The organism is Streptomyces sp. NPDC029159 (assembly GCF_055564055.1).
Map to the genome: position 1 here is coordinate 131,322 of NZ_JBVHWT010000007.1, position 13,784 is coordinate 145,105.

13 protein-coding genes are annotated in these 13,784 nt (G+C 74.4%); 2 read left to right on the top strand and 11 right to left on the bottom strand.

Annotated elements, in window-relative coordinates:
* Positions 1 to 258: 258 nt before the first annotated feature.
* From pheT to infC, 7 genes are all read right to left on the bottom strand, one after another.
* Complete coding sequence (gene pheT, locus ACZ4U4_RS16310) at positions 259 to 2,784, bottom strand: phenylalanine--tRNA ligase subunit beta (protein WP_467874147.1); 2,526 nt, start codon at positions 2,782 to 2,784, stop codon at positions 259 to 261.
* A 1-nt stretch (position 2,785) separates the two neighbouring features.
* Positions 2,786 to 3,910 (bottom strand): phenylalanine--tRNA ligase subunit alpha, encoded by a 1,125-nt coding sequence (gene pheS, locus ACZ4U4_RS16315; protein ID WP_467874149.1) that lies wholly within the window; start codon positions 3,908 to 3,910, stop codon positions 2,786 to 2,788.
* Positions 3,911 to 4,090: 180 nt separating this feature from the next.
* Complete coding sequence (locus ACZ4U4_RS16320; RefSeq protein WP_467874151.1) at positions 4,091 to 5,203, bottom strand: sensor histidine kinase; 1,113 nt, start codon at positions 5,201 to 5,203, stop codon at positions 4,091 to 4,093.
* Positions 5,204 to 5,299: 96 nt separating this feature from the next.
* On the bottom strand, positions 5,300 to 6,154 hold the full coding sequence (locus tag ACZ4U4_RS16325; protein ID WP_467874152.1) for a TrmH family RNA methyltransferase: 855 nt from the start codon (positions 6,152 to 6,154) through the stop codon (positions 5,300 to 5,302).
* A gap of 117 nt (positions 6,155 to 6,271) precedes the next feature.
* Positions 6,272 to 6,655 carry a 50S ribosomal protein L20 gene (rplT, locus tag ACZ4U4_RS16330; protein ID WP_030278319.1) on the bottom strand — a complete coding sequence of 128 codons (384 nt, stop codon included), beginning with the start codon at positions 6,653 to 6,655 and terminating at the stop codon, positions 6,272 to 6,274.
* 101 nt (positions 6,656 to 6,756) lie between these two features.
* Complete coding sequence (gene rpmI, locus ACZ4U4_RS16335; protein WP_030278317.1) at positions 6,757 to 6,951, bottom strand: 50S ribosomal protein L35; 195 nt, start codon at positions 6,949 to 6,951, stop codon at positions 6,757 to 6,759.
* A gap of 119 nt (positions 6,952 to 7,070) precedes the next feature.
* Positions 7,071 to 7,766, bottom strand: coding sequence for a translation initiation factor IF-3 (gene infC, locus ACZ4U4_RS16340; RefSeq protein ID WP_467874155.1), 696 nt, complete (start codon positions 7,764 to 7,766; stop codon positions 7,071 to 7,073).
* Between the two features lie 353 nt (positions 7,767 to 8,119).
* On the opposite strand from infC, the gene ACZ4U4_RS16345 reads away from it, so the two are divergent.
* A complete protein-coding gene (locus ACZ4U4_RS16345) occupies positions 8,120 to 8,500 on the top strand; it encodes a DUF1844 domain-containing protein (RefSeq protein ID WP_391641798.1) in 381 nt (126 codons plus the stop codon).
* A 73-nt stretch (positions 8,501 to 8,573) separates the two neighbouring features.
* Here the strand turns inward: ACZ4U4_RS16345 and ACZ4U4_RS16350 are convergent, their stop codons facing one another.
* Positions 8,574 to 9,323, bottom strand: a complete 750-nt coding sequence (locus ACZ4U4_RS16350; protein WP_467874158.1) for an MIP family channel protein — start codon at positions 9,321 to 9,323, stop codon at positions 8,574 to 8,576.
* A 113-nt stretch (positions 9,324 to 9,436) separates the two neighbouring features.
* Complete coding sequence (locus ACZ4U4_RS16355) at positions 9,437 to 10,171, bottom strand: SseB family protein (protein WP_467874161.1); 735 nt, start codon at positions 10,169 to 10,171, stop codon at positions 9,437 to 9,439.
* Positions 10,172 to 10,298: 127 nt separating this feature from the next.
* On the opposite strand from ACZ4U4_RS16355, the gene ACZ4U4_RS16360 reads away from it, so the two are divergent.
* On the top strand, positions 10,299 to 10,739 hold the full coding sequence (locus ACZ4U4_RS16360) for a PPOX class F420-dependent oxidoreductase (protein WP_467874163.1): 441 nt from the start codon (positions 10,299 to 10,301) through the stop codon (positions 10,737 to 10,739).
* Positions 10,740 to 11,019: 280 nt separating this feature from the next.
* On the opposite strand, the gene mycP is transcribed toward ACZ4U4_RS16360, so the two are convergent.
* Together mycP and ACZ4U4_RS16370 are read right to left on the bottom strand one after the other, a co-directional pair.
* A complete protein-coding gene (gene mycP, locus ACZ4U4_RS16365; RefSeq protein WP_467874166.1) occupies positions 11,020 to 12,204 on the bottom strand; it encodes a type VII secretion-associated serine protease mycosin in 1,185 nt (394 codons plus the stop codon).
* Positions 12,201 to 13,577 carry a hypothetical protein gene (locus ACZ4U4_RS16370; RefSeq protein WP_467874168.1) on the bottom strand — a complete coding sequence of 459 codons (1,377 nt, stop codon included), beginning with the start codon at positions 13,575 to 13,577 and terminating at the stop codon, positions 12,201 to 12,203. Before ACZ4U4_RS16370 ends, mycP begins: the two co-directional genes overlap by 4 nt.
* Between the last annotated feature and the right edge of the window lie 207 nt (positions 13,578 to 13,784).

Here is a 13,784-nt window from a genome sequence, read left to right on the forward strand (position 1 = left end):
ACCCGGACCTGCGCGGATGCGCCCCGCCGGGGTCCGCGGGGCGTTCGGGAGGGGGTGGCGCGGGGTGGCTGAAGAACCGGTACACCGCCTGTCGCGCGGGAGGTGTCGTCGCCTCGTCCGGGCCTTTCAGAGCCCTGCGGACGGCCCTGCGGAGGGGTGGCGCGCACCCCCGGAAAAGGCGAGGGCGCGACCGGCGGCGGTGCCGGTCGCGCCCTCACTCCTTCGTGTGCCCCGTGCCGTCAACGGCACGGTCCGCCGTCAGCCTCGCAGCACCGCCCCGGTGTGCTCGGCGGCGGCCGCGACCGCCGCGTCACGGGCGGCCGACGCCTCCTCGGCGGTCAGCGTGCGGTCGGCGGCGCGGAAGCGCAGCGCGTACGCCAGCGACTTCTTCCCGGCGCCCACCTGCTCGCCGCTGAAGACGTCGAACAGCCGCAGCGACTCCAGGAGCTCGCCCGCGCCGGAGCGCAGCGCGGCCTCCACGGCGGCGGCCGGGACCGAGGCGTCGACGATGAGCGCGACGTCCTGCGTGGCCACCGGGAACGACGAGATCCGCGGCGCGCGCAGCGGGCCGTCGGCGGCGGCCTCGACGCGGTCCAGGTCGATCTCCATCGCGCAGGTGCGCTCCGGCAGACCCAGCGCCTTGATGACGCGCGGGTGCAGCTCACCGGCGTGGCCGACGACCTCCTCCGCGCCGTCGACGGTCACCACGAGCGCGGCACAGCGGCCCGGGTGCCACGGCGCCAGCTGGTCCTGACGGACGATCAGCTCGACACCGGCCTCCCGCGCGACGGTACGGCCCGCCTCGACGGCGTCCGCCCATGTCGCCGGGTGGCCCTTGCCCCACCAGCCGGCCTGCTCGCGGGCGCCGGCCAGCACCACGGCGGCGCGGCGCGGCTGCGCCGGGAGCGCGGCGTTCAGCTCCGCGATCTCCTCGTCGGTCGGACGGCGGTCCACGGGCAGCCGGACCGCGGGCTTCTCGTCACCGGTCGGCAGGAAGACCTGGCCGGTCTCGAAGAGCGCGAGGTCGTGCGTGCCCCGGCCGTCGTTCCGCCGCAGCGCGCCGAGGAGGCCCGGGATCAGCGTCGTGCGCAGATCGGGCTCCTCGTCGGAGAGCGGGTTGACGAGCGTGACGGTGCTGCGGCGCGCATCGCCCGGCTCGATACCGAGCTGGTCGAGGACGGCCGCGCCCAGGAACGGGTAGTTCAGCGCCTCGGTGTACCCGGCACCGGCCAGCGCCCGGCCGACGCGGCGGTGCAGCCGCTGCCGCTCGGTCAGCCCGCGGCCGGCGGGCGGCAGCGGGAGCGTGGCGGGGAGGTTCTCGTACCCCTCCAGCCGGATGACCTCTTCGGCGAGGTCGTTGGGGTCGGTGAGGTCCGGCCGCCAGGACGGCACGGTGACGACCAGCTCGTCCTGACCGTAGACGTCGCAGCCGACCTGCTGGAGGCGGCGGACGACGGTCTCCCGGCCGTACTCGACACCGGCGACCTTGTCGGGGTGCGAGGCGGGGATGGTGAGGGTGCGCGGGGCGCTGGGCGAGACGACCTCGGTGACACCCGGCTCGGCGGTGCCGCCGGCCAGCAGCACCAGCAGGTCGACGGTGCGCTGCGCGGCGGCGGACGACGCCTGCGGGTCCACACCGCGCTCGAAGCGGCGCGACGCCTCGGACGACAGCTTGTGGCGCCGGGCCGTACGGGCGATGGAGAGCGCGTCGAAGTGCGCCGCCTCGATCACCACGTCGGTGGTGCCGCGCACCTCACCGGTCTCCGGGTCGCTGACGCCCCGGGCGATCTCGGTGTTGGCGCCGCCCATGACACCGGCCAGGCCGATCGGACCGCGGTCGTCGGTGATGACCAGGTCCTCGGTGTCCAGCACGCGCTTGACGCCGTCGAGGGTGGTGATCTCCTCGCCGCCGGTGGCGCGGCGGACGCCGATCGGGCCCTGGAGGGTGGCCCGGTCGTAGGCGTGCAGCGGCTGGCCCAGCTCCAGCATCACGTAGTTGGTGATGTCCACGGCGAGCGAGACCGGGCGCATCCCGGCCTTCTGCAGCCGCCGCTGGAGCCAGATCGGCGAGCGCGCCTCGGGGTTGAGACCGCTGACCGTACGGGCGGTGAAGCGGCCGCAGCCGATCGGGTCGGAGACCTTCACGGCGTAGCCGCCGGAGTTCGGCGGCGGGACGTCGAGCAGCGCCGGGTCGCGCAGCGGCAGGCCGTACGCGGTGGCGGTCTCGCGGGCGACGCCGCGCAGCGAGAGGCAGTAACCGCGGTCGGGGGTGACCGCGATGTCCAGCACCTCGTCGACGAGCTGGAGCAGCTCGATGGCGTCGGCGCCGACCTCGGACTCCGGGGGCAGCACGATGATGCCGCCGCTGCCGTCGTCGCCCATGCCCAGCTCGTCGCCGGAGCAGATCATGCCGTGCGACTTCTTGCCGTACGTCTTGCGCGCGGAGATCTTGAAGTCGCCGGGGAGGACGGCGCCGGGCAGGACCACGACGACCTTGTCGCCGACGGCGAAGTTGCGGGCGCCGCAGACGATCTCCTGCGGCTCACCGGTGCCGTTGGCGTCGCCGACGTCGACGGTGCAGAAGCGGATCGGCTTCTTGAAGCCCTCCAGCTCCTCGATGGTCAGCACCTGGCCGACCACCAGCGGGCCGGTCAGACCCTCGCCGAGCTTCTCGACCGTCTCGACCTCCAGGCCGACGGCGACGAGCTTGGTCTGTACGTCACGGCCGGTCTCGGTCGCCGGCAGGTCGACGTACTCCCGCAGCCAGGAAAGCGGGACACGCATCTCAGATCTCCATCCCGAACGGCCGGGTGAACCGGACGTCGCCCTCGAACATGTCGCGCATGTCTTCCACGTTGTGCCGGAACATCAGCATCCGGTCGATGCCGAAGCCGAAGGCGAACCCGCTGTACTTCTCCGGGTCCACACCGCAGGCGGTCAGCACCCGGGGGTTGACCATGCCGCAGCCGCCCAGCTCGATCCAGCCCTCGCTGGAGCAGGTGCGGCAGGGGCGGTCCGGGTTGCCGACGGAGGCGCCACGGCAGACGTAGCAGACCATGTCCATCTCGGCGGACGGCTCGGTGAACGGGAAGTAGTTGGGCCGCAGGCGGGTGGTCATGTCCGGACCGAAGAGCGCCTGGACCATGTGGTCGAGGGTGCCCTTGAGGTCCGCCATGGTCAGGCCCTCGTCGACGGCGAGCAGCTCGATCTGGTGGAAGACCGGGGAGTGCGTGGCGTCCAGCTCGTCGGTGCGGTAGACCCGCCCGGGGCAGACGACGTAGACCGGCGGCTCGCGGTCGACCAGCGTACGGGCCTGGACCGGCGAGGTGTGGGTGCGCAGCACGACGCCGGACTCATCGCCCTTGGTGTTCTCACCCTGGACGAAGAAGGTGTCCTGCATCTGGCGCGCGGGGTGGTCCGGCACGAAGTTGAGCGCGTCGAAGTTGAACCACTCCGCCTCGACCTCGGGCCCCTCGGCGACCTCGTAGCCCATCGCGACGAAGACGTCGGCGACCCGCTCCATGAAGGTGGTCAGCGGGTGACGGGCGCCGGCGGGCGTGCGGTCGTACAGCAGGGTGACGTCCACCGCCTCCTCGACCAGCACGCGGGCGTCACGCTCCGCCTCCAGCTCCTCCTGGCGGGCCTTGAGCGCCTGGTTCACCCGGCCGCGGGCCTGGCCGACGCGCTTGCCGGCCTCCGCCTTGGCCTGCGGGGGCAGGGCGCCGATCTCGCGGTTGGCGAGGGCGAGCGGCGAGGTGCCACCGGTGTGCGCGATCTTCGCCTGGGCGAGCGCGTCGAGGTCGCCCGCGGCGGCGATGGCGGCCAGCGCCTCGTCCAGCCGGGCGGCGATCTCTTCCGGTTTCAGGGCTTCGACCTCAACAGGGTCGTACGACTTATTGGGTGCGGACATCTCTTCCCGTGCTTCCGGTGGTCTGGCTTGGCTTCACGCCTCTTCGATCACAAACTTCGGATGCCGAGCCCGCGCTGTGCCCGCGATGCTTGTGCGCCAAAGGTGCCAAAGGGCAAGTCTAAGGGGACGGGCCGACAACGCCGGTCCGAGCCCCGGGCGGGGGCGCCCGCCGCCGGGCGGTCAGGCCATGAAGGCCGGAGTGGCGGCGGGCAGCACGAAGCGGAACTCGGCGCCGCCCGCGGGGGCCCGGCCGACGGTGATGACGCCGCCGTGTGCCTCGACGATGCCCTTGACGATGTAGAGGCCGAGGCCGGTACCGCCGCGTTTGCTGCCGCGCCAGAAGCGGGTGAAGACCCGGCCCATGGACTCCTCGGGGATCCCCGCCCCCTCGTCGCCGACCGTCACCGCCGTCCCCTCCCCGCTGGTCACCGTGGCTGCCGCGACCTCGATGGTGACGGTTCCCTCGCCGTGCCGCACCGCATTTTCCAGCAGGTTGCTCAGCACCTGGTCGACCTTGTCCGGGTCGGCCCACAGATCGGGCAGCGCCCCGCACACCCGGATCATGAAGCGGCCCGGGGCGCGCCCCGCGGTGATCTGCGCCTGGACGTGCCGCCGCACCGCCGCGACCATGTCGATCCGCTGGCGGCGCACCTCCAGCCGCCCGGAGTCGATGCGGGAGATGTCCAGCAGCTCGGCGATGAGCCGGGTGACCCGGTGCGCGTCGGCGTCGACGGTCTCCAGCATCAGCCGCTTCTGGTCGTCGGTGAACCGCTCCCACTTCTGCAGCAGGGTGGCGGTGAACCCCTTCACGGAGGTCAGCGGCGAGCGCAGTTCATGGGCGACGGTCGCGATCAGCTCGGCGTGGCTGACCTCCGTACGCCGCCGGGCCTCGGTGCCGCGCAGCGAGACGACCAGCCGGCGCAGCGGCCCGCACCGGCCGTCGCGGAGATAGCGGGCGGAGACCAGCACCTCGCGGCCGCCGAGCAGCAGATTGCGCTCGGGCTGCCCGCGCCGGATGGCGAGACCGCCGTACGGGTCGGTCAGCCGCCACCAGCGGCGGCCCTCCATGTCCTGGAGCGGCAGCGCCTCGTCCAGGGGGCGGCCGAGGGCGTCGGCCGCGGGGATACCGGTGATCTTCGCGGCGGCGGCGTTGAAGCAGACGACGGTGGCCTCGGCGTCGGCGACGACCAGCCCGTCGGGCAGTTCGTCCGGCGCCACCACCGGCCCGCCCACCTCTTCGGCCACCCGGCCCGGCGGCCGCCCGTCCCTGTCGTCCGATGTCCTCGTGTCCATCCCCACCAGCCCCCTCCGGCCCCGGCCCGTCACCCTACTGACAACACCGGCGGACGGCTCGGGGTTGCGCCGCCGGGGCACACCCGGCGGGACGGGTCAGGCGGACGAGGCGGCGCGGCAGCCGCCGGCGGTGCGCTGGGCGCGGGCCGAGGCGTAGAGGCAGACGGCGGCGGCGGTGGCGAGGTTGAGGCTCTCTGCCTTGCCGTGGATGGGCACCCGGACGACGGCGTCGGCCAGGGCGCGGGTCTCCTCCGGCAGGCCCCACGCCTCGTTGCCGAAGACCCAGGCGGTGGGGCCGCCCATGGAACCGGCGTCCAGCTCCGCGTCGAGATCCCGGTCGCCCGCGCCGTCGGCGGCCAGCAGCCGCGCCCCGACGCCGTGCAGCCCGGCCATCACCTGCTCGACGGGGACGCCGACGGCGACCGGCAGATGGAAGAGCGAGCCGACCGAGGCGCGGACGGACTTGGGGTTGTAGAGGTCGACGGAGGCGTCGGTGAGGACCACCGCGTCGGCCCCGGCGGCGTCGGCGCAGCGCAGGACCGTACCGGCGTTGCCGGGGTCGCGGACGTGCGCGAGGACGGCGATCAGCTTCGGCCGGGCGGCGAGGACGTCCTCGAACGGTGTGTCCAGGAAGCGGCAGACGCCGACCAGGCCCTGCGGGGTGACCGTCTGGGAGATGTCGGCGACGGTGCGGTCGTCGGCGTGGTGGACGCGGATGCCGGCGGCGTGCGCGGCGGCGACGATCTCGGCGTGCCGCTCGGCCGCCTCGACGGTCGCGAACAGCTCGACGAGGGTGGGCTCGCCGCCGGTGCGGTGCGCGATGGCCTCGCGTACGGCCTGCGGGCCCTCGGCGATGAACCGGCGCTCCCTGGCCCGGAAGGCGCGGCGGGCCAGCCGCCGGGCGGCGGAGACTCGCGGGGACCGCGGGGAGATCAGCTCGGGGGTGCCCATGGGCGGCGGCTCGCTTCTGTGGTTCGGTGCGGGGAGAGGCGGGGGCGTCCGGTGAAAAGGCGGCGGACCCGCAGGCCGGTGCCTGCGGGTCCGCTCGTCACGTCGTCAGGCCGGTGTTCAGGCGGCCTTCGGGGCGTTGACGTCGCTCGGGAGCGCCTTCTGGGCGACCTCGACGAGCGCGGCGAACGCGTTCTCGTCGTTGACGGCCAGGTCCGCGAGGATCTTGCGGTCGACCTCGATGGAGGCGGCCTTCAGACCCTGGATGAAGCGGTTGTAGGTCATGCCGTTGGCGCGGGCAGCGGCGTTGATGCGCTGGATCCACAGCTGACGGAAGTCGCCCTTGCGCTTCTTGCGGTCGTTGTAGTTGTAGACGAAGGAGTGGGTCACCTGCTCCTTGGCCTTGCGGTACAGGCGCGAACGCTGACCGCGGTAACCGCTGGCCTGCTCCAGGATCGCCCGGCGCTTCTTGTGGGCGTTGACCGCCCGCTTGACGCGTGCCACTTCTTAACTCCTTGTAGCGGGGCCGTGGTGGTCGTCACACGGCCCGGTTCGATTAGTCCCGGTCCTGGTCGCGCGCCCCGTACGGAGCGGGGCGCGGCGACTCACTTGCCGAGAAGCTTCTTGATCTTCTTGGCGTCGCCCGGGGCCATCTCGGCGTTGCCGGTGAGGCGACGCGTCACGCGGGACGACTTGTGCTCGAGCAGGTGGCGCTTGCCGGCGCGCTCGCGCAGCACCTTGCCGGAGCCGGTGACCTTGAAGCGCTTGCTGGTCCCGCTGTGCGTCTTGTTCTTCGGCATGCGCCGTTCTCTCCTCGTCAGTGGCGCCCCCTACCGGCCCGAGCCGTACGGGGGCGTCAGATGTATCGGTTGTGTCCGGGGCGGGTGCCCCGGCGCGATCTCCGGGGCGCGCCCGGGAATCACGCCTCGGCGGGCTCCTCGTGGGACTCCGCGGCCCCGCCCTGGCGCTCCGCCTTGCGGGCGGCCTGCGCCTCACGGGCCTCGGCCATCGCCTCGGTCTTCTTCTTGTGCGGACCGAGGACCATGATCATGTTTCGGCCGTCCTGCTTCGGGTTCGACTCGATGAAGCCGAGGTCCTCCACATCGGCCGCGAGCCGCTGCAGCAGCCGGAAGCCCAGCTCGGGGCGGGACTGCTCGCGACCACGGAACATGATCGTGATCTTGACCTTGTCACCCTGCTTGAGGAACCGAACGACGTGACCCTTTTTGGTGTCGTAGTCGTGCGGGTCGATCTTCGGCCGGAGCTTCATCTCCTTGATGACCGTGTGCGCCTGGTTCTTGCGCGCCTCACGGGCCTTCATGGCCGACTCGTACTTGAACTTTCCGTAGTCCATGAGCTTGCAGACCGGCGGACGTGCGTTCGCGGCCACCTCGACCAGGTCGAGGTCGTACTCCTGCGCAAGCTCCAGGGCCTTGGCAAGCGGCACGATGCCGACCTGCTCGCCGCTGGGACCGACGAGTCGCACCTCGGGGACGCGAATCCGGTCGTTGATGCGGGGCTCGGCGCTGATGGATCCTCCTCGGTAGCACCACGCGACGGCCTGGCGGACTGCCGCGTCAGTTCTGTTTCGGTGTGACCAACCGCGCCGGTACATCAAAAAACGCCCCGGACGGGACACAGGCGGGGCTCCGTGAAAGGTTCAGGAACACCGCCGCGAAGGTCTCCGCGGGGCGCAGCCGGACCGTTGACCCGCCAACCCTGAGGTCGGTCGGGTGGGAGATCGGAGCCTCCACTTGTGGGCCGGTCACCTGGGTGTCCGGCCGGTCGGAACACCAGAATACACGAGTCAAGAGGTGGGCCCCAGGCGGATGCGGACATCCGTGCGGAAGGCGGCCGACGCCCGGGGACAGCCCACGGTCACCGGAGCCCCGGCCGGGGGCAGAAGCCGCGCGGACGGGTCTTAGGCTGGACGCGATCCCCCTCCAGCAGGAAGCGAAGCGCCCCGACATGAGTGACCAGACCCCGCAGCAGCCCGACGCCCCGGACGCGTCGGAGACGGACTTCGACGCGATGACCCGCGACATCGCGGACGTCCCGGCGGTCGAGGTGATCACCACCGTCGCCGTGCACCTGATGAGCTCCGCCGCGGTCAACCTCGGGCTCGCCGAGGAGGGCGACGCCCACAAGGACCTCGACGAGGCGCGGAAGCTGATCCACGCACTCGCGGGCCTGGTGACGGCGAGCGCCACCGAGATCGGCTCGTACCACGCGGCGCCGCTGCGCGACGGCCTCAAGTCGCTCCAGCTGGCCTTCCGCGAGGCGTCGGTCGTCCCGGACGAGCCGGGCCAGGGGCCGGGCGAGAAGTTCACCGGGCCGGTCTACGGCTGACCCGGCGCATGTCACACGACGGAGCCCCGGACCGCCGCGCGGTCCGGGGCTCCGTCGTGCGTACGGGGCGCCGTCAGGCCGTCTCCGGCTTCTCCCGCTTGCCCGCGGCGACCTCGTCGGCGACGACGGCCGGGGCGTACGGCGGGTGGGTGTAGCGGTGCACCACCGCGGCGAGTGCGCCGCCGATCAGCGGGGCGACGATGAACATCCACAGCTGGGTGATGGCGGCGCCGCCGGCGAACAGCGCCGGGCCGATGCTGCGGGCGGGGTTGACCGACGTCCCGGTGAGCGGGATGCCGACGAGGTGGACCATGGCCAGCGCCAGGCCGATGGGCAGACCGCCGAAGCCGACGATCGCGACCTTGTGCGTCACGGACAGCACCACGAAGACGAAGGCGAAGGTCAACACGAGCTCCGCGACGAAGGCGCCGCCGGTGTTGAGATGCACGGCGGAGCGGTCGCCCCAGCCGTTGGAGCCGAAGGACTCGCTGGTGCGCAGGCCCGGGATCTGCTTCGCGATCAGGAAGAGCACCGCCGCGCCGACGATGGCGCCCAGCACCTGCGCGATCCAGTACTCCACGGCCGTCCGGAGGGTGATGCGACGGGCCAGCAGCATGCCCATGGTCACCGCCGGGTTGATGTGGCTGCCGGAGATCGGGCCGAGCGAGTAGGCCATGGCCAGCATGACGAAGCCGAAGCTCAGCGCGATGCCGAAGGTTCCGATGTACTCACCGGCCAGCACCACGGCGCCGACGCCGAAGAACACCAGGAGCAGCGTCCCGAGGAATTCGGACAGGACCGTGCGGGTCTCGGTGGTCTCCATAGGTGCTCTCCTCGCGTGGATCCGAGCTGTCCTCGCATTCTGCGACCGGGGAGAGCGGCGCGCCCGTCGGGCGGGCGCGGCCCGGGGCCGGGTGGAGGTACCGGCTGCCGGGGTCAGCGGCGGTAGAAGGGCTCCTCGGGCGGCTCCGCGCCGGGCGGCAGCAGGGCCAGGTCGAGGCCGCGGACCAGCCGGGCACGCAGCTCCTCGTCGGTGGCGAGGGACTGGGCCAACCGGTGGGCGACGTCGGCGGCGGAGGCGTCGGCGGCGAGGCCGAGGGCGAGGGTCGCATCGGTTTCGGCCGAGGGGGCCAGGTGGGCGATGCGGACGGCGGGCTCGGCGGCGAGGAGGGTGCGCAGCGCGTCGAGGACGGCCGGGTCGGTGCGCGGGTCGGCGTCCTGGCGGCCCTCGGCGAGGGCGCGCAGGGCGGGGCCGGTGAGCTGGTAGGTGACGGGCCCGGCGAGGTCGACGACGACGGTGTCGGCCTTCTCGTGGGAGGCGGCCAGCAGCGCCTGGCGGAGCGGGACCGCCACCGGGCGGGCGTCGGCGCGCCAGCGCTTGAGGGTGTCCATCGAGGTGAAGGCGGGCAGCGCGCGGCGGCCGTCGGGGGCCTGGAGGGTGGGGACGGCCATGTCGCTGGTCTTCTCGCGGCGCAGGCCGTCGGGCCCGGTCTCGCTCTCGCCGAGGACGGCGACGACGGGTACCAGCACGCGGGCGCCGGAGAGGGCCGCGAGGAGCTGCGGTTCGGCGCTCCGGTCGCGGTCGTAGGCGGCCAGCGCGGCCGCGAGGGCCGGGTCGGCGGAGCCGTCGTCGTCGGAGAAACCGGGGTCCGGGATGTTCTTCTGCGCCACGGGGCGAGCCTAGCGGCACGGGGGTGCGCGGCCGGGGGCGGGTGCCGCGGGGCCCGCGGGCGCTGTGGTCCTCACCACGCACGGCGGAGAGAGGTGTATCCGCCGTGGTGGGGGCAGTATCGGTTCCATGATCGAATTGCCGAACGACATCCGCCGCCGGATCGAGGCGCCGACCTTCTGGTACGTCGCCACGGTCAACCCGGACGGATCGCCGCATGTGAGCCCCATGTGGGTGGGGCTCGCCGGGGACCTGCTGCTGTTCAACACCTCCGTCGGGCGGATCAAGGAGCGCAACCTCCGCCACGACCCGCGGGTGTGCCTCTCGCACGCGGACCCGGACGACCCGTACGACCGGGTGCAGATCCACGGCCGCGCCGTCCGCTTCGTCGAGGGCCCGGAGGCGGAGCGGAACATGGACGAGCTGGCGCGCGTCTACCGCGGCGCGGCGGGGTACGAGTGGCTGCTCCCGGGTGAGCAGCGCGTGATGGTGCTCATCGAGCCGGACCGGGCGCGCCGCATCACGGGCGTCGAACCGCTGCCCTCGGGGGCGCCGGGCGCGGCGTCGTAGGGGAAGGATCCGGGGTGACCCGCAGGGGCCCGGGCCTGCCGTCGCCGGCGGGTCCGGGCCCTTCCGTCGCCACGGGGCCCTCTCGTCCACGGCGGGCGAGCCGCACCGCGGAGCCCGAATGCGCCGCCGGTCGATTCCTGGGTGGCGAGGTACGCGGTGGAGCCGTCGGGCGTGGAGACCTCCGGCGGGATGGCGGCCGGGCGGGCGCGGGCATCGGGCCCGGGCATGATCACTGCGGGCGTCCGGACGAGGTCCTGCGGCCTGGGCGGAGCGCGGGCCGTCAGCGGAAGAGGCGGGTGGGGTGGCGGTCGCGCCAGAGGGCCGCGGCGGCGGCGAGGAGGGCGGTGCCGGCGGCCGCGGCGGTCCAGGGGAACCAGCCCGCGGGGGCGGTGCCGTGGGCCTCGGCGGTGCGGCCGGGGCCGAAGTGGCGTGCGGTGTGGGTGGCGGGGACCGGGTTCTGGGCGGCCGGTTCGAGGTCGGCGGCGGCCTTGAGGGCGGCTGCGGGGTCGACGGTGCCGGCGCCGCGGTCGTCGTCCCGGCCGCCGTCGGGGCGGTCCTGTGCGGTGTCCATGAGGAGCTGGCGGATCTGCGCGGGGCTCAGGCGGGGGTGCGCGGCGCGGATGAGGGCGATGGAGCCGGAGACGAAGGCGGCGGCCGGGCTGGTGCCCCACCCCTCGTAGTAGGTGCGGTCGGGGTTGGCGGTGGCGACCTCGTCGCCCGGGGCGGCGACGGTGGCGTACCAGTGGCGGGTGGAGAAGTCCGTACGGCTGCCGTAGCGGTCGACGGCGGTGACGGCGATGACGCCCGGGTAGGCGGCCGGGTACGAGGCGCGGTTGCCCTCCTCGCCGCCGTTGCCCGCGGAGGCGACGACGGGTATGCCCTTGCCGAGCGCGTACTGGACGGCGGCGTCCTCGCGGGGTTCGGGGTGGGCGGAGGCGCTGTCGTCGCCCAGGGAGAGGTTGATGACGTCGGCGCCGTGGTCGGCGGCGTAGCGGATGCCGTCGGCGAGGGCCCCGGCGCGTTCGGCGCGGGCGCGTTTCCGGGCCGGGTCGTCGTCCTCCAGGATCACCCGGACCGGGAGTATCCGGGACTCCGGGGCGATGCCGAGCACGCCGTCACCCTTCCCCGGGCCGTGGCCGTGACCTGCGATGATCCCGGCCATGCCGGTGCCGTGGACGGCCCATTGGGGGTCGCCGGGGCCGGCGCCGAAGCCGATGAGGTCCTTCTCGGGGGCGACCGAGCCGCGCAGGTCGGGGTGGTCGGCGTCGACACCGGTGTCGAGGACGGCGACGGTGACGCCCTTGCCCTTGGTGGTGCGCCAGGCGTCCTGGGCGTGGACGGCCTCCAGGGCCCACTCCTGGGCGCGGATCCCGTCGGCGCGGGCCGGTGCGGCGGTCAGCAGCGGCGCCAGGGCGGCGGTCAGGACCGTGGTCAGGGCGGCGGCGCGCAGCGGGGCTCGGGTCACGGGGATGCCTCCGTGGTGCGGGTGGTGCTGCCGGCCGCGGCGCGGAAGGTGGCCTCGATGCGGTCGGCGAGGCCCTTGGCGTCGTGGCCGAGCCCGGCTTCGGCGGCCACGGTGGTGGTGCCGGGCCGGACGGCGTCCGCGGCGGGCTGCGGTGTGGTGACGGTGCGGCCGTCGGCGAACCCGGCGACGGCGGAGACGACGACGGGGATGTCGGTGAGCACCCGCACGGTCCAGCTGGCGCGCTGGTCGGCGCCGAAGGGGGCGGCCGGGGTGCCCTCGGGGGCGTAGGTGCGGGGCATGAGGTCCGCGTCGTCGGCGAGGCCCTTGGCGGCGAAGCGGTGGCGCAGCGCCTTCATGGTGTCCTGGTCGGCTCTGGCGGTCCGGACGCCGATGGTGACGAGGTCGGTGCGGGTCGCGTCGAGGTAGGTGGCGCGCAGCTGGCGTACGCATCCGGCCGGGGCGAGGGCCTTGGTCAGCTCCGGGTTCTCGGCGCCCGGGCAGGAGCGGTCCGGGGCGACGGCGACACGGGTCCAGCGGCGGTCGGAGCCGCCCGGCCCGGCGCCGATCCCGTCGACGACCGGCGGGAAGAGAGCGTCGACGGGGGCGTTGTGCCAGGCGTCGCGGCCGTTGTCGTACGCGATCTGGGCGGCGGTACGGGTGTCGGCGCCCTCGGTGAGCCAGCTCCCGGCCACCGCCCCGCAGAGGAGCCCGGTGCCGAGCACGAGGCAGGCCGCGGCGGCGAACGCCCGGGAGAGCGGGCGGCGGGGCGCGGACAGCGGACGGGGCGGGCCCAGCGGCCCGGCGGCCTGCGGCGGCAGCGGGGTACGCGGCCGGAACGGCCCGCCGGAGCGCCCCGGGGGCGGGCCGGCACCCGGGCCCCGGGTGGCGGCGCGGGCGCGGGGCCCGGCACCGCCGCGGGGCGCCCACAGGCCCTGGCTGCGGGCGAGGTGGTAGGCGGCGGTGTCCCGGAAGCCCGGTACGGCGGCAGGCGCGGCGGCCGGGCGCGGGGGTGCGGCCGGGGCGGGCGGTGCCGTGGGACGCGCCGGTGCGCCGGGCGCGCTCGCGGGGCGCGCGGCGGCGCCCGCACGCCCCGGGCTCGGGACGGTGTCCACCGGGGGCACGACGGGCGGCGCGGCCGGGCGCGGCGGGGGCGGGAGGGCGCCGCCCGGTCCGCGGACGGGGATCGCGGGGTCCGGCGCCGGGGTCGCCGAGGCCGAGGTCCGCACGGGTGCGGCCGGCGGCGTGCGCGGCGGGGCGGGCGCCTGCTCCGGAGCCGGGGCCGGCTCCGGGGTGCGCTCGAAGACCGAGGCGGAGGTCGCCTTGGGGGCGTCCGCCCTCTGGGCACCGTCCCCGGCGGGCGCCCGACGCAGCACGGCCGTTGCCTCGTCCTCCTCGGGGGGCGCGGGGGCGGAGCCCGGGGAGGAGGGCCGGGGCCGCGGCGGGGTGGGCGGCGTGGGCGAGCCGGAAGGCATGGACGGACCCGGCTCGGGTGGGACGGGCGACGCGGGCGGACCGGACACAGCCGATCCAGACACCGGGGCCGCCCCCGAGCCCCCCACCCCCACCGGAGCAGACGCCCC